Below are 21,119 nucleotides of genomic sequence, written 5' to 3'. Positions count from 1 at the left end.
ACGAGCATGGCCCCGACCGTCGTCGCACGCCCCGCCGCGCCCGCGGCCGTCCCGCACGCAGCGCCCGCCGCCCTCCTGCCCGGGCTGCGGGCGGTGCGGGTGCGCCTCGGCGACGAGCTCGCCCGGCCCCTGCTGGAGGGCCTCGCCCACGAGTACCGCGACCTCCTGGGCCACCCCGCGGAGGCGGTGGACGCGGAGCTGGCCTCGGTGCCGGCGGAGGAGCTCGACGCCCCGCGCGGCTGCCTGCTGGTCCTGCTGGCCGGCGGGGAGGTCGTCGCGGGCGGTGCGTACCGGCGCGCGCCGCAGGCCGGGGCGCCCGGCAGGGGCCGTGCCGTCGCGGAGCTCAAGCGCATCTGGACGGCTCCCTCCGCCCGCCGGCTCGGTCTGGGCCGCCTCGTGGTCGCGGAGCTGGAGCGGCGCGCGGCGGCCGCCGGGTACGCGGAGCTGCACCTCACGACAGGCGCGCGCCAGCACGCCGCGCAGGCGCTGTACGCGTCCGCCGGGTACGTGCGCGGGGAGGAGCTCCTGCCCGGGCCGGGGCTCGACCCGGTGGTGGCGTTCCGCAAGGTGCTCCGCCGCGCCGCGCCCGGGGAGCGGACGGACGTGCGGGGGGACCTGCTGCCGCTGCCGCGGCGGGTTCAGCCCGCCGCCTGAGCGCCCCCGCGCGTCGCCTCGATCCGGGCGACGACCTCGTCGGCCATCGCCCGCAGCTCGGCCAGTTCCGCCGCGGAGAACTCCCGGGCCTCGGTGCCCAGCACGCAGTAGTTGCCCAGCACGTGCCCGCGCGAGGTGACCAGCGGAGCGCCGGCGTAGCTGCGGAACCCGTCGACGGTGACCAGCGGGTTGCCCGACTGCGCCGGGTCGGCGGTGGTGTCGGGCACGACGTACGGCTCGCGGGTGCGCACCGACGTCGCGCAGAACGACCACTCCACGGGGGTGCCGCCGACCTCGGCGAGCCAGCCGTCGACGCCGTGGCTGCCCGCGAGGAACTGCGCGTCGTACAGCACCACGGTCACCAGCCCCACGGGGAGGCCGAAGCGCTCGGCCGCGCGGCGGGCGAAGTCGTCCAGCTCTTCCTTCGCGGTGTCGGAGAACAGGTCCAGCTCGGAGATCTCCGCGATGCGGTCGAGGTCCCGGACGGGGTCGGCGGCGCGGTCGGTGCTCACCGGTCCGCACCCCCCGCCCGGTCCGCGTCCTGCGCCCCGTCGGTGCCCGCCGTCCGCGCCAGGGCCCGGTAGGTCTCCAGCCGCACCCACAGCGAGCGCCCGAGGACGCCGAGGACACCACCGCGGGCGCGCACGGCCGCCACCAGGGCGGCGACGCCGTCCGGGCCGGCCTCGGCGGCGGCCGGGTCCACCCCCGCGGTGGCGCACAGCGCGGCCCACGTGCCGTCCACGTCCCCGCCGGCCCGCGCCACCGCGGCCCGCACGTCGGCCAGGGTCGGCGCCGCCAGGCCGTACCCGGGGATCGTCGTCGCTGCCGCCATCGGTCGGTGCCTCCCTGCCGGGCCGGGTCCCGGGCCCGGCGGCTCGCGCCGCGCCCGCTCGGCCACAGTCTGCCCGGCCCGCGCCCCCGCGCGGCGGGATCCGCCGTCCGGGTCCCGCGGTGGCGGTGCCGTTCAGGTGGACCGCGGGGCGTGCCGATGGGACGGGTGACGTCCCGCACCGGCGGACGGGCCGACGGAGGGGGAGAGGTGCGCACCGAACGCACGGCCGCGCTGGCGCGCAGCGCCGCCTTCGCCGTCCTGTTCTGCGTCGCGGTGTACCTCGGGCGCCTGACCGTCATGGACGGCACCAGCCTCAGCCTCGTCTGGCCCGCCGCGGGGGTCGCGGCCCTCTGGTTCGCCGCGCAGCGCGCGGCCGGGACCCGGGTGTTCGACCTCGCGGCGCTCGCGGCCGCCACCCTCCTGCTCAACGTCGCGACGGGTTCGTCCTGGCTCCTCGCGGCGTGCTTCGTCGTCGCGAACGTCGTGCAGGTCACGGTGTTCGGCGCGCTGTTCGCGCGCTGGTGCCCGCAGGCCTGGGGAGCGGGGGGCCGGGAGGCGCTGACGGGCAGCGGGCAGCTCGCCCGCCTGCTGGCGGCGGCGACCGTCGGCACCGCCGCCGGCTGCGCCCTCGGGCCGACGTCGGTGTGGCTCCTCACCGGGCACTGGTCGTGGCTGACCGCCGCGGTGTGGATGACCCGCAACACCGCCTCCGTCGTCCTCGTCGCCGCGGTCGGCTTCCGCGTCGGCGCGGTACTCACCGCCCGCCGGGCACGGCGCCGCGGGACCCGCGCGGCACGGGTGCCCGTGCTCTGGCCGACCGGCTGGCGGCTCGTGGAGCTGGCCGCCGTGGGCGCCGCCTCGGCGATCGCCTACGGCCTGCTGTTCGGCCTCCTCGACGGCCTGCCGGTCGCCTTCCCCCTGCTGGTGCTCACCATCTGGGTGGCGGTGCGCTTCGACACCACGATCGTCGCGGTGCACAGCCTGCTCACCGGGATCGCGGCCGTCCTGTTCACCCTCGCCGGGAACGGCCCGTTCGCCACGATCGGCGACGACGCGACCCGGGCCCTCGTCGTGCAGGCCTACGTCGGCCTCGTCGCCGCCGTGGGGCTCGCCCTGGCCCTGGGACGCGACGAGCGCGACGTCCTCGTCGCCCAGGTGCGGGCGCGCGCCGACGAGGCCGACGAGCAGCGCACGCTCGCCGAGATCGCGATGGCCGAGGCCGAGGCCCGCTCCGAGCTGGCCGAGACCCTCACCGACGCCGTGGACGTCGGCATCGTCGTCGCCGGCGCCGACGGGCGCCTGGTGCAGTTCAACCGGACGGCACGCGCCTGGCACGGGCTCGACGCCGACGCCTCCCTGGACCCGCGCGAGCACGCCGGGGTCTACGGCCTGCGCGGCCCCGACGGGCGTACCCCGCTGCGGGAGGAGGACGTCCCGCTGACCCGGGCCCTGCGCGAGGGGTCCGTGCACGGCGCCGAGATCGTCCTCGCCCCCGTCGGCCGCGAGGCCGTCGTCGTCGTCTGTTCCGGCCGCGCCATGCACCGCGCGGACGGCACCCTCCTCGGCGCGGTCGTCGCCATGACCGACGTCACCGCCGCGCGCGCCCGGCAGCGGGAGCTGGAGGCCACCGCCGCCGAGCTCGCCGAGCGCTCCGCCCAGCTCACGTCCGCCGTGGCGGAGCTGGAGCGCTCCAACGCCGACCTCGCGCACTTCGCCGGCGTCGCCAGCCACGACCTGAACTCCCCGCTCACCGTCGTCGCCGGCTACCTGGAGATGATCGGTGAGACCTACGGGGAGGAGCTGGGCGCGCAGGGCCGCGACTGGGTCGGGACCGCCCTGAAGGGCACCGGCCGGATGAAGGACCTGATCTCCGCGCTGCTCGCGCACGCCAAGGCCGGCGGGAGCTCCGGCGCCCGCGAGGCCACCGACGTGCGGGACGTGTTCGACCAGGCGCTGCTGGACCTGCGCGCGCCCGTCGTGGCCGCGCGCGCCCGGGTCGCCGCCGGCCCGCTGCCCACGCTGTGGTGCGACCCGGTGCTGCTGCGGCAGCTGCTGCAGAACCTCATCGGCAACGCCGTGAAGTACCGCGCGCCCGGACGCCCCTGCCTGGTCGCGCTGAGCGCGGAACCGTCCGCCGACGGCTGGACGTTCTCCGTCACCGACAACGGCGTCGGCATCCCCGAGGAACTGCGGGCCCACGTGTTCGGGATGTTCGCGCAGGTCGACCCCGCGGCCCGCACCGGTCACGGCATCGGCCTGGCCACCTGCCAGCGGATCGTGGAGCGTCACGGCGGGCGCATCTGGGTGGAGGGGACGCCCGGCGGTGGTACCACCGTGCGGTTCACGCTGCCGCAGCGGGACCCCGAGCGCGCCGCCCCGTCCGGCGACGCGCCCGCGGGAGCCGTCGCCGGGCAGGAGGTGCCCCTTCCGCTCACCGCCTGAGCCGGCGTCGTCCGCCTACCCTGGAGGCGGCCGCGGGTCCCGCGGCGGGGGCCGCGGGGCCCGGACGGCGGGTACGGGGAGGGCGCGGTGCCGGAGCAGGGGCGCGGCGGCGCGCCGGGCGAGGGCGTCCTCGCCTCCTCGCTCGTGGAGGACATCGCCGGCTGGGAGGGGTGGTCGGGCGCCCCGTGGGGCCGGCTGCGCTACCGCATCGTCGACCACACCCTGGAGAAGGTCTGCCGCACGATCTCCGGCCGTCCCCTGCGGGTCCTCGACGCCGGGGGCGGCGACGGCAGCGACTCGGTGCCGCTGGCCCGGCGCGGCCACCTCGTGACGGTCCTGGACACCTCGCCGGTGCTGCTGGAGCGCGCCCGGGCGGCGGCCGCCGCGGCGGGGGTGGCCGGGCGGGTGCGCACCGTGGACGCCGACCTGGAGGACCTCACGGCGCTGGCCGCGCTCACGTCCCGGCGCGAGGGCGGCTCGGGCTCCTTCGACCTGGTCCTGTGCCACGACGTGCTCCAGCACCGCCCCGGCGGGCAGGAGCAGGTGCACGCCGACGTGGCCACCCTCGTGCGGTCGGTGCGCCGGGGCGGCTGCGTCTCGCTGCTGGCCTCCAACCCCGCCGGTGACGTCCTGGCCGCCGTGGTGCGCCGGCACGACCTGCCCGGCGCGCTGCACCTGCTCGACGCCTCCGCCGCGCACGACCCGGTGCTCGACCGGGAGGTGCAGCGGGTCCCGCCCGAGCTGGCCGAGGAGGCGCTGGGCGCGGCCGGCTGCAGCGTGGACTTCCGCTTCGGCATCCGCTGCTTCACCGACCTCGTCGACGACGACAGCCGCAAGGCCGAGCACGGCTTCTACCGGGACCTGGAGCGCCTGGAGCTGCAGGCGTGCGACCGGGAGCCGTACCTGCGCACCGCCCGCTCCTGGCAGCTCGTCGGCAGGCGCCGCGCCTGAGGGCCCCCGCCGCGGCGCGGGGCCGGCGGGGGGAGGCCCGGTTGACAGCACCGGTACCCCACGCCCTAACCTCAGGCCCGACAACCATCAAGAGCGGCCGAGAGTCCTGGCTCGACGACGCCGCAGCAACCCCCCGGCAACGGGTGAGGGTGCTCCTGCCGGGGACGATGGAGGGAACCATGGACGGGCCGCTGACGGGGCGCGGCGTGCTGCCCCTGCGCAGGCGCCGGCACGTCGACCTGTGCCGCAGCGTCACCACCGCCTGTCCGCGCTGAGCCGTCCCCACCACCCGCACCCGCACCGGTCCGGGCCGCCCCGGCGGCCGTGCCCGGTGCCGGCGGTGCCCCACGACCCGCCCACCCGAAGAACCCACCCGCACGAGGAGATCCGCATGACGCAGACCGACGACCGCGCCACCGCCCACCCGGCCGACACCAGCGAGCCGAGGTTCGCCGAGTACGCGAACCCCGGGCGCCTCGTGAGCACGGGCTGGCTGGCCGAGCGGCTGGGCAGCGAGGGCCTCGTCGTGGTCGAGAGCGACGAGGACGTCCTGCTCTACGACACCGGGCACATCCCCGGCGCCGTGAAGGTCGACTGGCACACCGAGCTCAACGATCCCGTCACCCGCGACTACCTCGACTCCGAGAAGTTCGCGGAGCTGCTCTCCCGCAAGGGCATCAAGCGCACCGACACCGTCGTCTTCTACGGCGACAAGAACAACTGGTGGGCCGCGTACGCGCTGTGGGTTTTCACCCTCTTCGGCCACGAGGACGTCCGCCTGCTCGACGGCGGCCGCACCAAGTGGGAGGCCGAGGGCCGCGAGTACACCCGCGAGGTCCCCGAGCGCGAGGCCGCCGAGTACCCCGTGGTGGAGCGGAACGACGAGGCCATCCGCGCGTTCAAGGAGGACGTGCTCGCCCACCTCGGCGGCGCCCTCATCGACGTGCGCTCCCCGCAGGAGTACACCGGCGAGCGCACCCACATGCCCGACTACCCGCAGGAGGGCACCCTGCGCGGCGGGCACATCCCCGGCGCCGCGAGCGTGCCGTGGGCCCGCGCGGCCGCCGAGGACGGCACGTTCAAGCCGCGCGCGGAGCTGGAGGCGATCTACTTCCAGGAGGCCGGGCTGACCCCGGAGACCGAGACGATCGCCTACTGCCGCATCGGTGAGCGCTCCTCGCACACCTGGTTCGTGCTGAAGCACCTGCTGGGCCTGCAGAACGTGCGCAACTACGACGGCTCCTGGACCGAGTGGGGCAACGCGGTGCGCGTGCCGATCGTCACCGGTTCCGAGCGCGGCAGCGTCCCCGGCCGCTGACCTCCTGCCGACCGGCGGCCGGCGCCGGCGCACGGAACCCCTCCACCCACCGGGTGGAGGGGTTCCGTCGTCCCGGGCCGGGACCGCCCGCGCCCGGTGGACCCGCGGTTTCCGGGTCGCGGGCGGCACACGGAACGGAACGGAACGGCACGGTGCGGCGCGGGACGCAGGGCGCGCGAGGCTCACGCCACGTCGAGGCGGCGCCGGTGGCGGCGGGGCAGGCGCGGGGCGGGCCGGGGCGGGAGTTCCGCGGGTGGTTCTGCCCCGGGCGCTGCGGGGGTCGTGCGGACGACGAGCCGGGTCGCGGAGCCGGGCAGGAGTTCCGCGGCGGCCTCCGTGAGGTGGTCCGCCAGGGCGAACAGCTCGGCCGCCGTCGCCGGGTGGTCGTCGTCCACGCTGATCGTGACGGTGATGCCCCGGGTCCCCATCAGGCACCGTCCGGTTCCGCGGTGTGCACAGCGCCCGGTTCCCGCGCGCCGGCGAGCGCGCCGGCGGGGACGGTGTGGGGGCTGCCCGGCCCCGCGGCCCTCGCCCGGGCCCGTGCCGTGGCGACGGTCGGGCGGCGTGGGGGTGCGGGACGGATGCCGGCCACGTCGTCCCCGAGCTCCGGGCGGTACGGCACCCCGCGTCGCGAGCCGACGTGCACCACGAGCGGGACGGGGCCGGGCAGTCCGGGCGGTCCCGGGGCGCGGGGGCCTGCGCCGACGACGCAGACGGTGCGCGGCGGTGGGGACGCGGGGACGACGGGCGGGTTCGCGGACGGCGGGGAGGGCGGCACAGGGGTCTCCGGCGGGAGGCGACCGCCCGGGGGCGGCACCGGTGGTGCACCCGGGGGCGATGCTCCGGCGGGAGCGGTCGTGCCGCGGCGGGTGCGGGGTCAGCCGGAGGGACAGGTGGAGGCGTGGACGCGGCCCAGGTCGATGTGCCGGCGCCGGATGCGCGGCGCGTCCACGTACCCGCGGAGGTCGTCGCGGTCGAGCATGCCCGTCTCCCATCGGTCCTGGCGGTAGCACCCTCGTCCGGAGGCCGGGGGGTTGCTGCGGCGTCGTCGAGCCAGGTCTCTCAGCCGCTCTGGATGGTCTCGGCCGAACCCTAGCGCTCCCGCCGTCGCGGAGGCCAGACATCCGGCGGGCACCGTGGCGGGGCCCGGCCGCCCCGCACGCGGGCCACCGGTCCGCACGACTGCCGGGGCGGGCTCGGGGAGGACCTCGTGCCGGCCCCCGCCGTCGCTGCAGGTGACGTCGGGGTCCCTGTGAGAGACTGCGAACGGCTGTCCGTGCACTTCACCGGGCGGGCGGCCCGAGGACGCGAACGCCGTGCCGTGCACGACGCCCGGTTCCGCGCCGCCGCCGCCATCCGCGGCACCGGCCGGCGCGGGGGCGGAGAGGCGGCGCGGGGAGTGGGGTTGTCGACCACGGACCGCCGTCCCCGGCCCGGTTGGGGCGACGCGGCACCGGCCGCGAGCCCCCACCGGGTAGCCACACGACTTCCGTCGGGTGCGGGACGACCCGCCCGACGACAGGAACGAGCACGCCACGTCCGGCGACGGCTCCCGGTGTCGTCACCGGCCGGGGCACAGGAGAGCCCGCGACCATGCAGGACGACACACAGGACGAGACGCAGGGCGACCAGCCGGGCACGGGCTACGACAGCCCCCCGCCCGCCGACGCCGGCACCCCGCCCGAGACGACGACCCGGCCCCGCCGGCGCCGCGCCGCCAGCCGCCCCGCCGGCCCGCCCGTGGACGCCCCGGCCCCGGCTCCGGCGTCCACCGTGGAGGCCGGGGTGACGGCCGCCGCGCCGCAGGACGGCCCGGTGACCGCCGAGGCCCCGCCCGCCGAGTTGCCGGCCGCTGAGCTGCCGGTTCCCGCCGAGGTCCCGGCGGTCCCCGAGCCGGCCGCCGAGACCCCGGTGACCGCCGAGGCGGCCGTGAAGCGCCGGCCGCGGCGGGCCACGAAGAAGACCTCCGCCCCCGTGGTGGAGCAGGCCGGGACCGCTCCCGCGGCATCGCCGGAGCAGGCACCGGAGCAGGCACTGGAGCAGGCACTGGAGCAGGCGCCCGAGCAGGCGCCCGAGCAGGCGCCCGAGCAGGCGCCCGGTGCGGTCGTCGGGACCGACGTCCCCGCGGACGCCCCGCAGGTCGAGGCGGCCACCGTCACGCGGCCCCGGACCCGCGCACGCCGCGCAACCCGCAAGGTCGCCGCTCCCGTCCCGGCGGAGACCCCCACGGCGGAGGCCCAGGTCCCTGCCGTCGCCACCGAGGCCCCAGTCGTGGAGGCCGACCAGGCCGGCGACCTCGACGCCGAGGTCGCGGCCTCCGCGGCGACGGACGCGGCGGCGTCGGCCGCCGACTCCACCCGGCCTGACGTGCGCGCCGACGTCGCCACGGGCGCCGGGCTCCCCACCAGCGTGCAGCCGGAGATCGCGGCCGAGGTGGCCGAGGCCCTCGCGGCGCTCGCCACCACCGGCGACGCCGGGGCCCGCTCCGCCGGCGCGGACGCCGACGAGGAGGACGCCCTCGCGGACCTGCCGCCGGCCGCCCGCGCCACCGCGCTGTTCTTCCAGGCCCCGGAGCCGGACGCCACCCCCCGCCGCAGCCGCCGGGCGTCCTCGCCCGCCGGGCCGCCGGTGCTCGTGCGCGAGGAGAGCCCCGACGACGACGAGGACGACGAGGCGACCGGTGCCGAGGACGGCGCCGACGTGGACGACGCCGACGACGCCGAGGACTCGCCCCGCCGCCGGCGCCGCCGCGGTGGCCGCGGCCGGCGCAGCCGCCAGCGTGACGAGGACGGCTCCGAGGAGCCGGTGGGCGAGGACGACGAGCCCGCCGGTGCCGAGGGCGACGACGAGAGCGACGAGGAGACCCCCGACGAGGTGGTCGCCGGCGCCGAGGACGGCGCCGGCCGGGGCAGCCGCCGGCGCCGCCGCGGCCGCTCCCGCTCCGGTGCCGACGCCACCGACCCCGGTGCGGACCCCGGTGCCGACCCTGGCGCGGACGCGACGGCCGACGCGACGGCCGACGCGGGGACCGGTGCGGACGAGGACGACGAGGACGACGCGGACGGCGAGGGGGACACCGCCGAGGCCGGCTCGAGCCGCCGCCGCCGTCGCCGTCGTCGCCGCAGCGGCAGCGACGCCGGTGACGAGCCGGCCCCCGACGACCCGCCGAACACCGTCGTGCGGGTCCGCGAGCCCCGCCGCAGCGCCGCCCGCACCGGTGAGGACGAGATCACCGGGCTGAAGGGCTCCACGCGGCTGGAGGCCAAGAAGCAGCGCCGCCGGGAGGGCCGCGAGGCCGGGCGCCGCCGCACGATCCTCACCGAGGCCGAGTTCCTCGCGCGCCGCGAGAGCGTCGAGCGGGTCATGGTCGTCCGCGAGCGCGAGGGGCGCACCCAGATCGGGGTGCTGGAGGACGGGCTGCTCGTCGAGCACTACGTCGCGCGCCAGCAGCAGGCCGGCATGGTCGGCAACGTCTACCTCGGCCGGGTGCAGAACGTGCTGCCCAGCATGGAGGCCGCCTTCGTCGACGTCGGCAAGGGCCGCAACGCCGTGCTGTACGCGGGCGAGGTGAACTGGGACGCGGCGGGGCTGGAGGGCCAGCCCAAGCGGATCGAGGTGGCGCTGAAGTCCGGCGACAGCGTCCTCGTCCAGGTCACCAAGGACCCCGTGGGGCACAAGGGTGCACGCCTGACCAGCCAGATCTCGCTGCCCGGCCGCTACCTGGTCTACGTGCCGCGGGGCTCGATGACGGGTATCAGCCGCAAGCTGCCCGACACCGAGCGGGCGCGGCTGAAGAAGGTCCTGAAGAAGGTGGTGCCCGAGGGCGCCGGCGTCATCGTCCGCACCGCCGCGGAGGGCATCAGCGAGGAGGAGCTGGCGGCGGACGTCGAGCGCCTGAAGGCCCGCTGGGAGGAGATCCAGGCCAAGGCCTCCGGCAGCGCCCCGTCCCTGCTGCACGGCGAGCCCGACCTCACCGTGCGGGTCGTGCGGGACGTCTTCAACGAGGACTTCAGCGAGCTCATCGTCTCCGGCGGCCAGGCCTGGCGCACGGTGCACGACTACGTGGCCTCCGTCGCCCCGGACCTGCTGCCGCGGGTGCGGGCCTGGGACTCCACCGAGGACGTGTTCGCGGCCCACCGCATCGACGAGCAGCTCGCCAAGGCGCTGGACCGCAAGGTCTACCTGCCCTCCGGCGGCTCCCTCGTCATCGACCGCACCGAGGCCATGACGGTCGTCGACGTCAACACCGGCAAGTTCATCGGCGCCGGCGGGAACCTCGAGGAGACGGTCACCCGGAACAACCTCGAGGCGGCGGAGGAGATCGTCCGCCAGCTCCGGCTGCGCGACGTCGGCGGGATCATCGTCATCGACTTCATCGACATGGTCCTGGAGTCCAACCGCGACCTGGTCCTGCGCCGGCTCACCGAGTGCCTCGGGCGGGACCGCACGAAGCACCAGGTGGCGGAGGTGACGTCCCTGGGCCTGGTCCAGATGACGCGCAAGCGGGCCGGGCAGGGCCTGCTGGAGGCGTTCAGCGAGACGTGCGAGGCGTGCGCCGGCCGCGGGGTGGTCATCCACGACGAGCCGGTGGAGAAGCGTGCCGCGCAGGTGCCCGGCCCCGCGCCGGCCGCGGGCCCGGCGTCCTCCGGCGGCGGGCGGCGCGGCCGCTCCGGCGCGGCGGGTGGCGGGCGCGCGGCGGTGGGCGTCGTGGAGGCGCCCGCGGCGGAGGAGACGGCCGGTGACGACGCCGCCGGAGCCCCGCGGCCCGTACCACGCCCCGGCCCGCTGCCGGCGCTGTGAGGGGCGCCCCGCCGCCACCGGTCCTCCCGGTGGCGGCGGGGCGAACTCCCGGTGAGGGGCCGGTTTGACCCGGCTCCCGCCGCATCCGTAGTGTTGTCCCCTGGCGCGTGTGCTCGTGCCCATCCGTCCAGCCGTTGTGTGCCAGCCGTGATCGCGGCGGGCCGGGCCAGCTGGGCCCCGCACCACCAGAGAGTTCGTCGAGAGAAACGGGTCCGTTGTGTACGCGATCGTCCGCGCCGGTGGCCGGCAGGAGAAGGTCTCGGTCGGCGACATGCTGATCATCGACCGCGTGTCGGGTGAGAAGGGCGCGACCATCGAGCTGCAGCCCCTGCTCCTCGTCGACGGCACCACGGTGACCACCGACGCGTCGGCGCTGTCCGGCGTGAAGGTGCGCGCCGAGGTGGTCGAGGAGACCAAGGGCCCCAAGATCACCATTCTCAAGTACAAGAACAAGACCGGGTACCGCAAGCGGCAGGGCCACCGGGCCAAGCTGACCCGCGTCAAGGTCACCGGCATCGGGGAGTGACGACAGTCCCATGGCACACAAGAAGGGCGCGAGCTCCTCGCGCAACGGTCGTGACTCCAACGCTCAGCGCCTCGGCGTGAAGCGCTTCGGCGGTCAGGCGGTCAACGCCGGCGAGATCCTCGTCCGGCAGCGCGGCACGCACTTCCACCCCGGCGACGGTGTGGGACGCGGCGGCGACGACACCCTGTTCGCCCTCGTGGCCGGAGCCGTGCAGTTCGGCACCCGCCGCGGTCGCAAGGTCGTCAACATCGTCGCCGCGGGCGAGTGACACCTCTGCACGCATGACGTCCGTCGCAGGACGGGGAGGGGCGGGCCGGTCCACCGGTCCGCCCCTTCGTCGTGCCGGACCCCATCCCGCGGAACCCCCGCACAGCGCACCAGGAGAACACCATGACGTCCTTCGTCGACCGCGTCGTCCTGCACGTCGCCGGCGGTGACGGGGGGCACGGCTGCGCCTCCGTGCACCGCGAGAAGTTCAAGCCCCTCGGCGGGCCCGACGGCGGCAACGGCGGCCGGGGCGGCAGCGTGACGCTGGAGGTCGACCCGCAGACCACGACGCTGCTGGAGCACCACCACCGCCCGCACCGGCGCGCTGGCAGCGGCCGGCCCGGCCACGGCAGCCACCGCAACGGCGCCGACGGCGACGACATCGTCGTGCCGGTCCCGGAGGGCACCGTCGTGCGCACCGCGGGCGGCGAGCTGCTCGCCGACATGATCGGTGTCGGCACCCGGTTCGTCATCGCGGAGGGCGGCCGCGGCGGCCTCGGCAACGCGGCGCTGGCCTCCCCGCGCCGCAAGGCCCCCGGCTTCGCGCTGCTGGGCGAGCCGGGCGAGAGCCGCGACGTCGTCCTGGAGCTCAAGACGGTCGCCGACGTCGCCCTCGTCGGCTACCCCAGCGCCGGCAAGTCCAGCCTCATCGCCGCGATCTCCGCGGCCCGGCCCAAGATCGCCGACTACCCGTTCACCACCCTCGTGCCGAACCTCGGCGTCGTCGAGGCCGGCGACGTGCGCTTCACCGTCGCCGACGTCCCCGGGCTCATCCCCGGGGCCAGCCAGGGCCGCGGGCTCGGGCTGGAGTTCCTCCGCCACGTCGAGCGCTGCTCCGTCCTCGTCCACGTCCTCGACGGGGCCTCGCTGGAGAGCGACCGCGACCCCGTCAGCGACCTGCGCGTCATCGAGGAGGAGCTGGCCGCCTACAGCGTGGGGGAGGGCGGCATCCCCCTCGGGGACCGCCCCCGCATCATCGCCATCAACAAGGCCGACGTCCCCGACGCCCGCGACATGGCCGACATCGTCCGCGCGGAGCTGGAGACCACCGGCGCGCCGGTGTACGTGGTCTCCGCCGTCTCCCACGCCGGCCTGCGGGAGCTGACGTTCGCGATGGCCGACCTGGTGGCGAAGGCGCGCGCCGCCGCCCCGCCGCCCGAGCCCACCCGGGTCGTGCTGCGACCCAGGGCGGTGGACGACGAGGGGTTCACCGTCACCCGCCAGGAGACCGAGGACGGCGAGCGCTTCGTGGTGCTCGGCGGCAAGCCCGAGCGCTGGGTCCGCCAGACCGACTTCTCCAACGACGAGGCCGTCGGCTACCTCGCCGACAGGCTCGCGCGGGCGGGCGTGGAGGAGGCGCTGTTCGAGGCGGGCGCCGTCGCCGGCGCGGAGGTCGTCATCGGCGGCGGGCCCGACGCCGTCGTCTTCGACTGGGAGCCCACCCTGGTGTCGGGTGCAGGGGTCCTCGGCCAGCGGGGCAGCGACCTGCGCCTGGAGGAGTCCGTCCGTCCCACCCGCGCCGCCAAGCGGGAGCAGGAGCGGGAGCGGCGGGCCTCCAAGGCCGCGGCCCGCGCCGAGCTGGACGCCGAGCGCCGCGCCGGGCACTGGGCGGCCCCCGACGTGGGGGCGACGCCCGGCGGCGGTCCCGGGGAGGCGGGCGGTCCCGAGGAGGCGGGCGGGGTCGAGGTCGCGGACGGGCGGGAGTGAGCGCCGGCACCGAGCGTGCCGGGTCCGAGGCGGGGCGCGAGCAGCTCGCCACCGCCCGGCGCGTCGTGGTGAAGGTGGGTTCCTCCTCCCTCACCACGGCCACCGGTGGCCTCGACGCGCCCCGTCTGGAGGCGCTCGTCGCGGTCCTGGCCGCCCGCCGCGCCGCGGGCGGGGAGGTCGTGCTCGTCTCCTCCGGTGCCATCGCCGCCGGTCTCGCCCCGCTGGGCATGGACCGCCGCCCCCGCGACCTCGCCAGCCAGCAGGCCGCCGCCAGCGTCGGGCAGGGCCTGCTGCTGGCCCGCTACACCGCCGCCTTCGCGCTGGCGGGCCTGACCGTGGGTCAGGTGCTCCTCACCGCCGACGACGTGGCGCGCCGCAGCCACTACGCCAACGCGCGGCGCACGCTGGAGCGGCTGCTGGCCCTCGGGGTGCTGCCGGTCGTCAACGAGAACGACACCGTCGCCACCCACGAGATCCGCTTCGGCGACAACGACCGCCTCGCCGCCCTCGTGGCGCACCTCGTGCGGGCCGACGCCCTGGTGCTGCTCTCGGACGTGGACGCGCTGTACGACGCGCCCCCGCAGCGCCCCGGCGCCCGCCGCATCCCCGAGGTCCGCACCCCCGAGGACCTCCGCGGGGTGCGCATCGGCAGCAGCGGTAGCGGCGTCGGCACGGGCGGCATGACGACGAAGGTGGAGGCCGCCTCCCTGGCCGTCTCCGCCGGGGTCCCCGCCCTCGTCACGTCCGCCCCGCTGGCCGCCGAGGCCCTGGCCGGCGCGGACGTCGGCACCTGGTTCGCCGTGCACGGCGGCGGCCGCGGGCGCCGCCCCAGCTCGCGCATGCTGTGGCTGGCGCACGCCGCGGCGCCGGCCGGCCGGCTCGTCCTGGACGACGGGGCCGTGCGCGCCGTGCGCACCGGCCGCTCCTCGCTGCTGCCCGCCGGGGTCACCACCGTGCAGGGGGACTTCCGGGCGGGTGACCCGGTGGACCTGGTCGGCGGAAACGGCCACGCCCTGGCCCGCGGGCTGGTGAACTACTCGTCGGAGGAGCTGCCGGGGATGCTGGGGTGCAGCACCCGCGAGCTCGCGCGGCGGCTGGGCTCCGGCTACGAGCGCGAGGTCGTGCACCGCGACCACCTCGTGCTCCTGCCGGACGGCGACGCGGTGTCGCGGTGAGCACGCGACGGAGGGCGGGGACCGCATGAGCGACGTGCAGCTGTGGTCGGTGACGCTGACGCTCGCCGGTGAGCCGGTGGACGTGGCGGGGCTGCGGGCGTCGCTGGAGCGGCTGCTGGCCGAGCGCCCGTTCCTGTCGACCGTCCGCTACAGCCCCGAGCGCGCCGAGCTGCGCTACTGGGACGAGGCGGAGAGCCTGGAGGACGCCGCCGCCATGGCGCTGCGGCTGTGGGGCGAGCACCGGCCGAGCGCCGGGCTGCCCGACTGGCGGCTCGTCGGCATGGAGGTCGTGGACCGCGGCACGCTGGAGCACCGCCTGACCCAGGTGGTGGGCGACCCGGGCCGCTCCCGCCGCCGGGCGGACGGGCAGGCGCAACCGCTGTCGCCGGTGGGCGACATCGCCGCCTGGTGACGCGCGCGGTCCCGGCGGGGAGTCCGCCGCCGGGCCGTGACAGACTGGACCCACGCCCGGCTCCGGGCGGGCCGCGACAGACGTGAGGGGAACCGCCGCCATGTCCATCCAGGCGCTGGCGCAGTACGCGCTGACCGCGACGGAGAACGCCCAGATCGCCGAGGCCGCCCGCGAGCTGCCCATGCCGCCGCTGGCGTTCGGCATCGTGACCTTCTGCATCCTGATGTCGCTGCTGCTCATCACGTTCGGCTTCCGCAACATGGGGTCGCGGCACTGACCCTCACGGCCGAGGCCGTCGGGGTCGTCGGCGCCCCCCGCCGCCTGCGCCTGGGGGTGATGGGCGGCACCTTCGACCCCATCCACCACGGCCACCTCGTCGCCGCGAGCGAGGTCGCCGCGCGCTACGACCTCGACGAGGTCGTGTTCGTGCCCACTGGCAGGCCGTGGCAGAAGACGCGCGAGGACATCGCGCCCGCGGAGCACCGCTACCTCATGACGGTGATCGCCACGGCGTCGAACCCGCAGTTCACGGTCAGCCGCATCGACATCGACCGCGAGGGCGAGACGTACACGATCGACACCCTGCGCGAGCTCGCCGCGGGCCGCCCCGGCGCGGAGCTGTTCTTCATCACGGGCGCCGACGCCCTCGCGCAGATCCTGTCGTGGAAGGACGCCGAGGAGCTGTGGGACCTCGCCCACTTCGTGGGCGTCACGCGCCCGGGGCACCACCTGTCGGACCACGGGCTGCCCGCCGAGGGCGTCAGCCTGATGGAGGTGCCGGCCCTGGCGATCTCCTCCACGGACTGCCGCCGCCGCGTCCACCAGGGGCTGCCCGTCTGGTACCTCGTGCCCGACGGGGTGGTGCAGCACATCACCAAGCACGGGCTGTACAGCGCTCCGCTGCCCCGCGGGTAGGAAGCGGCCGGGTGCGGGGTCCCAGCCGTGGGAGACTGGCACGGACCGTGTCCACCGTGCCCCGAGGGGCGTGTCCGTCCGGTCCCCGAGGGGACCGGCGCCGAGGAGTTCCGTGCCCGCATCCGAGCGCGCGCTCGAGCTGGTCCAGCAGGCCGCTGCCGCCGCCACCGACAAGCTCGCCACCGACGTCGTCGCCCTCGACGTGTCGGACCAGCTCTACATCACCGACGCCTTCCTGCTGGCCTCCGCGCCCAACGAGCGGCAGGTGCGCGCCATCGCCGAGGCGGTGGAGGAGCGGCTGCTCCCGCTGGGCGTCAAGCCGGTCCGGCGCGAGGGGGAGCGGGAGGGCCGCTGGGTCCTGCTGGACTTCCTCGACCTGGTCGTCCACGTGCAGCACGCCGAGGAGCGGGAGTACTACTCGCTGGAGCGGCTGTGGAAGGACTGCCCGCCCATCGGGCTGCCGACCCCCGTGCCCGCCGAGGTGGCCGCGCACGGTGCGGCCGGCGACACCGCGGACGCCTGAGGCGTGCCCGGGGCGGACACGCTCGTCCTGTGGCGTCACGGCCGCACCCCGTTCAACGCCGAACGGCGCATCCAGGGCCAGCTCGACGTCGACCTCGACGCCGTCGGCCAGCGGCAGGTGACCGCCTCGGCGGCGGCGCTGGCGCTGCTGCGGCCCACCGCGGTGGTGTCCTCCGACCTGCGGCGCGCGGCGGACACCGCCCGGGCGCTGACGGACCTGACCGCCCTGCCGCTCGGCCTCGACCCCGCGCTGCGCGAGCGGCACTTCGGTCCCTGGCAGGGGCTGACCGGCCAGGACATCGAGGCCGGCTGGCCGCAGGAGCACGCCGCCTGGCGCCGCGGTGAGGACGTGCGCCTCGACGGCGCGGAGCGGCGCGCCGAGTCCGCCGACCGCGTGGCCGGCGCGGTGCAGCGGCACGCGGACGCCGCGCCCGCCGGCGCCCTGCTCGTGGTGGCCGGTCACGGCGCCGGCCTCAAGGGTGCGCTGCTGCGGCTGCTCGGTGTGCCGCTGGCGCACTGGAACGCCTTCTCGGGCTTCTCCAACGCCCACTGGACGGTGCTGGTGCGCCGGCGGGCGGGGTGGGTGCTCAGCGAGTTCAACGTCGGCCCGCCCGGCGCGGGCGAGGGCGCCGAGGGCTGAACGCCGCTCCGGGGCGCCCGGGCGGACACCGCCGCGGGGCGGGGCGGTTCGCCGTCCGGGTGGCCGGTGGTCTATGCTCGACCACGTCGCCGCGGGCAACGAGCGCGTGACGGCAGAACAGATGACCCGTTAAGGGGCTGTGGCGCAGCTGGTAGCGCACCTCCATGGCATGGAGGGGGTCAGGGGTTCGAATCCCCTCAGCTCCACCCTCAAGAGGGCGGTCCGCACCGGCGGGCCGCCCTCTTCGCGTGCCGTGTCACTCGGTCGCCGCATCAAGGGCACCCCCCGCGCACCCGATGCCACCTCGGTGCAGACATCCCGATTCCCGTCCAGGGTGGGCGAGCAGTCCGGGCCGGCCCCCCGGGTGAGCCCGGCGCGCCGCCAGGTCGCCCTCGTCCTCGCCCCCGCGGCGGGGATCACCACGCTCGGCGTGGTGGCCGGCACCGCCCCGGCCGCCCTGCCCTCCACCGTCGTGCCCGTGCTGCTCGCCGTCGCCGTCGTCGTGCTGGCCGTGGTCCTGCACGGCGCGCTGCGCTCCCGCGACAGCGCCCGCCAGATGGTCAGCGACCTCGCGGCGGCGCTGGAGGAGTCCCGCGACGGCGGTGTCGTCGACGACGCCAGCGGCCTGCTGAACCGGCACGGCGTCCTCCTCGTGGGCCGGCACCTGCTGGAGTCCGCGCGCCGCTCCGGCGGTGCCCTGCACTGCTGCGTCGTGGAGGTGGCCCCCGGGGGCGGTGGGGACCGGCTCGCCGGGGTGGCCGCCGCCCTGCGCGCCGCGACCCGCGCCGCCGACGTCGTGGGCTGCGACGGGGAGGGCCGCTTCCTCGTCGTGGGCCCCGGCACGGGCCTGCACGCGCAGGAGCTGGAGCGCCGGGTGCGGGCCGGGCTGGCCGCGGGCCGCGGCGAGGCGCCCGGGGGGGTCGCGAGCGCGCCGGGGAGCGACGCCGTCGACGTCGGCGCGGCCGTCCTCGCCCCCTGGGACGACGGGGAGGTGCCGGAGCTGCTCGGGCGGGCCGAGCGCGCCCTCGCGCAGCGCCGCGCCCTGCGGGCCAGCGCCACCGGCACCGCCTGGGGCAGGCGCCGCGTGGACCGCGGGCCGCTCTGAGCGCACGTCCCCCGGGGCCCCGGCCCGCACCGCGCGGGCCGGGGCCCGCCGCGCTCCGTCGGCTAAGCTGACCGGGTGCGGCGGAACCGTTCCCTTCCCGGGCCGCGCTGACCGACGAGTCAGCGCGGCGACCCCTCCACGTGGAGGGGTTTCTTCATGTCCGGGGGCGGAACGCCGCCGCAGGACCGCCCCGGTGCCCCGGGCCGGTGCGCAGCGCGGGAGGACGACATGACGCAGACGCAGGACAGCCCCGGCCACGCGCCGGGTGGCGAGGAGACCGGGCGCTACGACGCGCACGCCGTCCAGGAGCGCTGGCTGCCCGTCTGGGACGACCTCGCGCCGTTCCGCAGCGGCGCACCCGGCGACGAGCGGCCCAAGAAGTACGTCCTCGACATGTTCCCCTACCCCTCCGGTGACCTGCACATGGGTCACGCGGAGGCCTACGCCCTCGGCGACGTCGTCGCGCGGTACTGGGTGCAGCGCGGTTTCGACGTGCTGCACCCCATCGGCTGGGACGCGTTCGGCCTGCCCGCGGAGAACGCCGCCATCCAGCGGGGCCTGGACCCGCGCGGCTGGACCCACGACAACATCGCCCAGCAGCGCGCGTCGATGCGCCGCTACGCCTGCTCCTTCGACTGGGACCGCGTCCTGGTCACGTGCGACCCGGAGTACTACCGCTGGAACCAGTGGCTGTTCCTGCGCATGCACGAGAAGGGCCTGGCCTACCGCCGCCCCAGCCTCGTGAACTGGTGCCCCAACGACCAGACGGTGCTGGCGAACGAGCAGGTCGTCGACGGCCTGTGCGAGCGGTGCGACACGCCCGTCACGAAGAAGAAGCTGACGCAGTGGTACCTGCGGATCACCGACTACGCCGACCGGCTGCTGGACGACATGGCGCAGCTGGAGGGCAGCTGGCCGGACAAGGTCCTGTCCATGCAGCGCAACTGGATCGGCCGCTCCACCGGTGCCGACGTGCGGTTCCGCGTCGAGGGCCGCGAGGAGCCGGTGACCGTCTACACGACGCGCCCGGACACCCTGTACGGCGCGACGTTCTTCGTCGTGGCCGCCGACTCCGACCTGGCCGCGGAACTGGCGGCCGACGCGCCCGCCGCCGTGCGGGAGGAGTTCGCGGCGTACGTGGAGCGGGTCCGCGCTACCAGCGACATCGACCGGCTGGCCACCGACCGGCCCAAGACCGGCGTGTTCCTGCACCGGTACGCCGTGAACCCGGCCACCGGCGAGCCGCTGCCGGTGTGGGCGGCCGACTACGTCCTGGCCGACTACGGCCACGGCGCCATCATGGCCGTGCCCGCCCACGACCAGCGCGACCTGGACTTCGCGCGCGCCCACGACCTGCCGGTGCGGGTGGTCGTCGACGTGCGCGACGCCGACGGGGCGCCGCTGCCGGACCCAGCGGAGTCGGGCGTGGCGACCTCCGGGGACGGCGTGCTGGTGAACTCCGGCCCGCTCAACGGCCTGGCCAAGGCGGACGCCATCGCGCGCATGGTGGAGGAGCTGGGCTCGCGGGGTTCCGGCTCCGCGGCGACGAACTACCGCCTGCGGGACTGGCTGATCTCCCGGCAGCGGTACTGGGGCACGCCCATCCCCATCGTGCACTGCGGGGCCTGCGGGGAGGTCCGCGTCCCCGACGACCAGCTCCCCGTGGAGCTGCCGCCGGCGGAGGGGCTGGACCTCAAGCCCAAGGGTTCCTCCCCGCTGGGTGCGGCGACGGACTGGGTGAACGTCGACTGCCCGTCCTGCGGGGGCCCCGCGACCCGGGACACCGACACGATGGACACGTTCGTCGACTCCTCCTGGTACTACCTGAGGTTCTGCTCCCCGCAGCGCGACGACGTGCCCTTCGACGCCGCCGAGGCGGAGCGCTGGATGCCCGTGGGGCAGTACGTGGGCGGCGTGACGCACGCGATCCTGCACCTGCTGTACAGCCGGTTCTTCACCAAGGTGCTGTTCGACCTGGGCATGGTGTCGTTCACCGAGCCGTTCTCGCGCCTGCTGAACCAGGGCATGGTCCTCATGGGCGGCTCGGCGATGAGCAAGTCGCGGGGGAACCTGGTGCGGCTGTCAGAGCAGCTCGACGAGCACGGCGTCGACGCGATCCGCCTGACGATGGCGTTCGCCGGCCCGCCGGAGGACGACATCGACTGGGCCGACGTCTCCCCGGCCGGTTCCGCGAAGTTCCTGGCCCGCGCGTGGCGCCTGGCGCGGGACGTGACCTCCGAGCCCGGCGCGGACCCCGCGGTGGGCAGCGCGGCGCTGCGGGCCCTCACCCACCGCACGCTGCACGACGGGCAGCAGCTCGTGGAGTCCTTCCGGTTCAACGTGCTCGTCGCCCGCCTGATGGAGCTGGTGAACGCCACCCGCAAGGCGTTGGACGACCCCTCGGTCGGCCCCGCGGACCCCGCGGTGCGCGAGGCCGTGGAGGCCGTGGCGGTGGTGCTGAGCCTGTTCGCGCCGTACACGGCGGAGGACATGTGGGCGCAGCTCGGCCACGAGCCGTCGGTGGCGCGTGCGGGGTGGCCCGCGGTGGACCCCGCGCTGCTGGTCGAGCAGACCGTCACCTGCGTCGTGCAGGTGCAGGGCAAGGTCCGCGACCGCCTGGAGGTGCCCCCGGGCATCGACCAGGACGAGCTGCGCGCGCTGGCGCTGGCCAGCGCGAAGGTGCAGGCCGCCCTGGCCGGGCGGGACCTGCGCACGGTGGTCGTGCGGGCGCCGAGGCTCGTGAACATCGTCCCCGCCTGACGCCCGCGGGCGCCGGGAGCGGGTGTCCCAGCGTCCACAGGCCCGCGGCGGGAGGGCCGGTCCACATCCCGCCCGCGCGGTGGGGCCGGGGGG

At 76.5% G+C, this 21,119-nt stretch carries 19 protein-coding genes, 1 tRNA gene and 2 riboswitches; of the genes, 17 read left to right on the top strand and 3 right to left on the bottom strand.

Annotation, left to right across the window (positions count from 1 at the left end; genetic code table 11):
* Window positions 1-6: 6 nt before the first annotated feature.
* Window positions 7-654, top strand: a complete 648-nt coding sequence (locus ACYQBY_RS10590) for a GNAT family N-acetyltransferase (RefSeq protein WP_459643808.1) — start codon at window positions 7-9, stop codon at window positions 652-654.
* On the opposite strand, the gene ACYQBY_RS10585 is transcribed toward ACYQBY_RS10590, so the two are convergent.
* A complete protein-coding gene (locus tag ACYQBY_RS10585; protein WP_459643807.1) occupies window positions 639-1,166 on the bottom strand; it encodes a GAF domain-containing protein in 528 nt (175 codons plus the stop codon). The genes ACYQBY_RS10590 and ACYQBY_RS10585 overlap by 16 nt on opposite strands.
* Window positions 1,163-1,486, bottom strand: a complete 324-nt coding sequence (locus tag ACYQBY_RS10580; protein ID WP_459643806.1) for a hypothetical protein — start codon at window positions 1,484-1,486, stop codon at window positions 1,163-1,165. The genes ACYQBY_RS10585 and ACYQBY_RS10580 overlap by 4 nt, the downstream gene beginning before the upstream one ends.
* A 207-nt stretch (window positions 1,487-1,693) precedes the next feature.
* Here ACYQBY_RS10580 and ACYQBY_RS10575 point away from each other — a divergent pair, with 207 nt between their 5' ends.
* The 3 genes from ACYQBY_RS10575 to ACYQBY_RS10565 all read left to right on the top strand — a co-directional run bounded on the left by ACYQBY_RS10575 (window position 1,694) and on the right by ACYQBY_RS10565 (window position 6,197).
* Window positions 1,694-3,928, top strand: a complete 2,235-nt coding sequence (locus ACYQBY_RS10575) for a sensor histidine kinase (RefSeq protein ID WP_459643805.1) — start codon at window positions 1,694-1,696, stop codon at window positions 3,926-3,928.
* Window positions 3,929-4,015: 87 nt separating this feature from the next.
* Window positions 4,016-4,879 (top strand): class I SAM-dependent methyltransferase, encoded by an 864-nt coding sequence (locus tag ACYQBY_RS10570; RefSeq protein WP_459643804.1) that lies wholly within the window; start codon window positions 4,016-4,018, stop codon window positions 4,877-4,879.
* Between the two features lie 81 nt (window positions 4,880-4,960).
* Window positions 4,961-5,053, top strand: a riboswitch (SAM riboswitch).
* Between the two features lie 217 nt (window positions 5,054-5,270).
* The gene (locus ACYQBY_RS10565; RefSeq protein WP_459643803.1) at window positions 5,271-6,197 is read left to right on the top strand and encodes a sulfurtransferase; all 927 of its coding nucleotides are present in this window, start codon (window positions 5,271-5,273) and stop codon (window positions 6,195-6,197) included.
* Window positions 6,198-6,379: 182 nt separating this feature from the next.
* On the opposite strand, the gene ACYQBY_RS10560 is transcribed toward ACYQBY_RS10565, so the two are convergent.
* Complete coding sequence (locus ACYQBY_RS10560; RefSeq protein WP_459643802.1) at window positions 6,380-6,625, bottom strand: hypothetical protein; 246 nt, start codon at window positions 6,623-6,625, stop codon at window positions 6,380-6,382.
* A 560-nt stretch (window positions 6,626-7,185) separates the two neighbouring features.
* Window positions 7,186-7,279: riboswitch (SAM riboswitch) on the bottom strand.
* A gap of 511 nt (window positions 7,280-7,790) precedes the next feature.
* On the opposite strand from ACYQBY_RS10560, the gene ACYQBY_RS10555 reads away from it, so the two are divergent.
* From ACYQBY_RS10555 to leuS, 13 genes are all read left to right on the top strand, one after another.
* Complete coding sequence (locus tag ACYQBY_RS10555; RefSeq protein ID WP_459643801.1) at window positions 7,791-10,997, top strand: Rne/Rng family ribonuclease; 3,207 nt, start codon at window positions 7,791-7,793, stop codon at window positions 10,995-10,997.
* Between the two features lie 217 nt (window positions 10,998-11,214).
* Window positions 11,215-11,523 carry a 50S ribosomal protein L21 gene (gene rplU / locus ACYQBY_RS10550; RefSeq protein ID WP_459643800.1) on the top strand — a complete coding sequence of 103 codons (309 nt, stop codon included), beginning with the start codon at window positions 11,215-11,217 and terminating at the stop codon, window positions 11,521-11,523.
* Window positions 11,524-11,533: 10 nt separating this feature from the next.
* The gene (gene rpmA / locus ACYQBY_RS10545) at window positions 11,534-11,791 is read left to right on the top strand and encodes a 50S ribosomal protein L27 (RefSeq protein ID WP_459643799.1); all 258 of its coding nucleotides are present in this window, start codon (window positions 11,534-11,536) and stop codon (window positions 11,789-11,791) included.
* A gap of 122 nt (window positions 11,792-11,913) precedes the next feature.
* Window positions 11,914-13,497, top strand: coding sequence for a GTPase ObgE (gene obgE / locus ACYQBY_RS10540; RefSeq protein WP_459643798.1), 1,584 nt, complete (start codon window positions 11,914-11,916; stop codon window positions 13,495-13,497).
* The gene (proB, locus tag ACYQBY_RS10535) at window positions 13,494-14,672 is read left to right on the top strand and encodes a glutamate 5-kinase (RefSeq protein WP_459643797.1); all 1,179 of its coding nucleotides are present in this window, start codon (window positions 13,494-13,496) and stop codon (window positions 14,670-14,672) included. The genes obgE and proB overlap by 4 nt, the downstream gene beginning before the upstream one ends.
* Window positions 14,673-14,697: 25 nt before the next feature.
* Entirely contained in the window at window positions 14,698-15,084 is a 387-nt protein-coding gene (locus ACYQBY_RS10530; RefSeq protein ID WP_459643796.1) for a hypothetical protein, read from the top strand.
* A gap of 100 nt (window positions 15,085-15,184) precedes the next feature.
* Entirely contained in the window at window positions 15,185-15,361 is a 177-nt protein-coding gene (locus ACYQBY_RS10525; protein WP_459643795.1) for a hypothetical protein, read from the top strand.
* A gap of 59 nt (window positions 15,362-15,420) precedes the next feature.
* Window positions 15,421-15,999 carry a nicotinate-nucleotide adenylyltransferase gene (nadD, locus tag ACYQBY_RS10520; RefSeq protein WP_459643794.1) on the top strand — a complete coding sequence of 193 codons (579 nt, stop codon included), beginning with the start codon at window positions 15,421-15,423 and terminating at the stop codon, window positions 15,997-15,999.
* Between the two features lie 112 nt (window positions 16,000-16,111).
* Window positions 16,112-16,522 (top strand): ribosome silencing factor, encoded by a 411-nt coding sequence (gene rsfS, locus ACYQBY_RS10515; RefSeq protein WP_459643793.1) that lies wholly within the window; start codon window positions 16,112-16,114, stop codon window positions 16,520-16,522.
* A gap of 3 nt (window positions 16,523-16,525) precedes the next feature.
* Window positions 16,526-17,161: a histidine phosphatase family protein gene (locus ACYQBY_RS10510; protein WP_459643792.1), complete on the top strand. Its 636-nt coding sequence runs from the start codon at window positions 16,526-16,528 to the stop codon at window positions 17,159-17,161.
* A 133-nt stretch (window positions 17,162-17,294) separates the two neighbouring features.
* Window positions 17,295-17,367, top strand: a tRNA-Ala gene (locus tag ACYQBY_RS10505).
* A 128-nt stretch (window positions 17,368-17,495) separates the two neighbouring features.
* A complete protein-coding gene (locus tag ACYQBY_RS10500) occupies window positions 17,496-18,266 on the top strand; it encodes a hypothetical protein (RefSeq protein ID WP_459643791.1) in 771 nt (256 codons plus the stop codon).
* 228 nt (window positions 18,267-18,494) lie between these two features.
* The gene (gene leuS / locus ACYQBY_RS10495) at window positions 18,495-21,026 is read left to right on the top strand and encodes a leucine--tRNA ligase (protein ID WP_459643790.1); all 2,532 of its coding nucleotides are present in this window, start codon (window positions 18,495-18,497) and stop codon (window positions 21,024-21,026) included.
* Window positions 21,027-21,119: the final 93 nt, after the last annotated feature.

It is taken from the genome of Kineococcus anabasis (genome assembly GCF_054590795.1).
The sequence above is the reverse complement of the archived record's forward strand: the minus strand, read 5'-3'. Positions and strand labels throughout refer to the sequence as shown.

What these genes read in the sequence shown, in the direction of transcription:
- ACYQBY_RS10590 (WP_459643808.1), top strand. Translation starts at nt 7, where the DNA reads ATGGCCCCGACCGTCGTCGCACGCCCCGCCGCGCCCGCGGCCGTCCCG.
- ACYQBY_RS10560 (WP_459643802.1), bottom strand. Translation starts at nt 6,625, where the DNA reads ATGGGGACCCGGGGCATCACCGTCACGATCAGCGTGGACGACGACCAC.
- ACYQBY_RS10565 (WP_459643803.1), top strand. Translation starts at nt 5,271, where the DNA reads ATGACGCAGACCGACGACCGCGCCACCGCCCACCCGGCCGACACCAGC.
- obgE (WP_459643798.1), top strand. Translation starts at nt 11,914, where the DNA reads ATGACGTCCTTCGTCGACCGCGTCGTCCTGCACGTCGCCGGCGGTGAC.
- ACYQBY_RS10525 (WP_459643795.1), top strand. Translation starts at nt 15,185, where the DNA reads ATGTCCATCCAGGCGCTGGCGCAGTACGCGCTGACCGCGACGGAGAAC.
- leuS (WP_459643790.1), top strand. Translation starts at nt 18,495, where the DNA reads ATGACGCAGACGCAGGACAGCCCCGGCCACGCGCCGGGTGGCGAGGAG.
- ACYQBY_RS10530 (WP_459643796.1), top strand. Translation starts at nt 14,698, where the DNA reads ATGAGCGACGTGCAGCTGTGGTCGGTGACGCTGACGCTCGCCGGTGAG.
- ACYQBY_RS10555 (WP_459643801.1), top strand. Translation starts at nt 7,791, where the DNA reads ATGCAGGACGACACACAGGACGAGACGCAGGGCGACCAGCCGGGCACG.
- nadD (WP_459643794.1), top strand. Translation starts at nt 15,421, where the DNA reads ATGGGCGGCACCTTCGACCCCATCCACCACGGCCACCTCGTCGCCGCG.
- ACYQBY_RS10580 (WP_459643806.1), bottom strand. Translation starts at nt 1,486, where the DNA reads ATGGCGGCAGCGACGACGATCCCCGGGTACGGCCTGGCGGCGCCGACC.
- rpmA (WP_459643799.1), top strand. Translation starts at nt 11,534, where the DNA reads ATGGCACACAAGAAGGGCGCGAGCTCCTCGCGCAACGGTCGTGACTCC.